We start from the raw sequence: 1,948 nt of genomic DNA, 5'->3' as shown, positions 1-1,948 counted from the left end.
CTTTCCTTTCGTTCCGCGCCGTCCGCGCCCACCCCCAACAGGGATTGCACCTGTGCGCCGCCCCGCTATGCCCCGGTCTTCGTTCCAGGAGATCGTCATGACCTTGCCCCGCACCCTGTCTTTCCTCGCCGCGCTCGCGCTCGCCGTTCCCGCTGCGGCGCAGGAGGAGCCGACCCAGCAGGTGAGCACCGCCTGGCTCAACCGCCAGGCGTCGGCACTCGCCGAACGCAATGCGGGCAATGGCTGGAATGTGATGGCGAGCGGGCTGCGCTGGCGCCGCATCGCGGGCAGCGGCGCGGGGCCGCGTCCCGGCGAGAGCGACATGGTCACGGTCCATTATGTCGGCAGCTTCGTCGACGGCACGACCTTCGACAGTTCGGTCGCGCGCGGCGAGCCCGCGAGCTTCCCCTTGAGCCGCGTGATCGACGGCTGGACCGAGGGCGTCCAATATATGGCGGTGGGCGACAAGGTCGAATTCGCGATCCCTTATTATTTGGGCTATGGCGCGGGCGGCAAAGGGCCGATCCCCGGCGGCGCGACGCTGTTGTTCACCGTCGAACTGCTCGCCATCGAAGGGAAATGACGATGGATTTCTCGCGCCTCGAAACGAGCAGCAAGATCGGCGACGGCTGGGTCTATCCCGCAGCCCAGCCGCTGAGCAGCGGCCTGCTCGAGGTCGATGCCGAGGCTGGGCACCGCCTTTATTGGGAGGAATATGGCAACGCCGCGGGCGAGCCGGTGATGTTCCTCCACGGCGGCCCCGGCGGTGCCTGCGCGCCCGACATGGCGCGCTTCTTCGACCCCGCGCGCTACCGCGTGATCCTGTTCGACCAGCGCGGCTGCGGCAAGAGCGAGCCGACGGTCGCCTCGGCGGGGCCGGCGGTGGCGCTGCGCAACAACACGACCGCCGACCTGATCGGCGATATCGTGAAATTGCGCGATGCGCTCGGCATCACGGGCAAGATGCATGTCTTCGGCGGCAGCTGGGGCAGCACGCTCGCGATGGCCTATGCGATCGAGCATCCGGCTCACTGCGCCAGCCTGGTGCTGCGCGGCATCTTCCTCGGCGCCGCCGAGGACCTCGACTATCTCTATCAGGGCAACGCCGCGACCTGGCACGAGGCGCCCTATGCGCTCACCGCGCCCGGTGCCTATATCAGCTATCCTGGGGAATGGGGCGAACTGCTGTCGGTGCTGACGGTCGAGGAGCGCCGCGACGTCATGGCGGCGTACAAGCGCATCTTCGACATGGTTCCCGCGACCGAGGCCGAGCGCGAGACGCAACTGCAAGCCGCGGTCACCTGGTCGCTCTGGGAAGGCGTGATCTCGAACATGATCCCCGAATCGGCGGCGACGGGCAAATTCGGCGACGCCGATTTCGCGCTCTGCTTCGCGCAGATCGAGGCGCATTATTTCGCGAACAACCTGTTCATCGAGCCGGGGCATCTGCTCGGCAGCGCCGATGTCCTCGCGACCATCCCGGTGCATATCGTCCACGGCCGCTTCGACCAGGTCTGCCCGCTGACGCAGGCGTCGCGGCTCGTCGCGGCGCTGCAGGGCGCGGGCGCCGAACCCGCGACCTATATGGTCACCAACGCCGGGCATAGCGCGATGGAGCGCGAAAATGCGCTGGCGCTGACCGCGATCATGGACGGGCTGCCGACGCTCGCCGGCTGATGAGCGTCCGCTATCATCGCGTGGGCATCGCCGGCACGGGCCGCGTCGCGCGCGCGCTGGCGTCGGCGCTGGCGCCGCGCTCGGCCGAAGCGGTGACGATCTGGGGACGCAATGCTGACCGGGCGCGCGAGGCGGCGGCGGTGGCCGGGGGCGTCGGCACGGATCGATGGGGCGAGCTCGCCGCGCGGTGCGACCTGATCGTCGTCGCGGTCGCCGATGATGCGCTGCCGTCGGTGGTGGCCGATCTGGCGGCGGCGCTGCCGCCCGGAGC

General features: G+C 69.2%; 3 protein-coding genes. All 3 read left to right on the top strand.

Annotated elements, in window-relative coordinates; genetic code table 11:
• The first annotated feature begins 97 nt into the window (after nucleotides 1-97).
• Entirely contained in the window at nucleotides 98-583 is a 486-nt protein-coding gene (locus tag B1A78_RS21665; protein ID WP_077148894.1) for an FKBP-type peptidyl-prolyl cis-trans isomerase, read from the top strand.
• Nucleotides 584-585: 2 nt separating this feature from the next.
• Nucleotides 586-1,677: a prolyl aminopeptidase gene (gene pip / locus B1A78_RS21660; RefSeq protein WP_077148893.1), complete on the top strand. Its 1,092-nt coding sequence runs from the start codon at nucleotides 586-588 to the stop codon at nucleotides 1,675-1,677.
• The coding region (locus tag B1A78_RS21655) for an NAD(P)-binding domain-containing protein (RefSeq protein ID WP_179102132.1) at nucleotides 1,677-1,948 on the top strand (272 nt) is incomplete at its 3' end. The genes pip and B1A78_RS21655, both read left to right, overlap by 1 nt.

Origin of the sequence: Sphingopyxis sp. KK2 (assembly GCF_001990265.1) — a bacterium.
GTDB lineage: Bacteria > Pseudomonadota > Alphaproteobacteria > Sphingomonadales > Sphingomonadaceae > Sphingopyxis.
This window is presented reverse-complemented; position numbering and strand designations above follow the sequence as displayed.

Coding starts and splice junctions, on each gene's coding strand:
- B1A78_RS21665 (WP_077148894.1), top strand. CDS start 98: ATGACCTTGCCCCGCACCCTGTCTTTCCTCGCCGCGCTCGCGCTCGCC.
- pip (WP_077148893.1), top strand. CDS start 586: ATGGATTTCTCGCGCCTCGAAACGAGCAGCAAGATCGGCGACGGCTGG.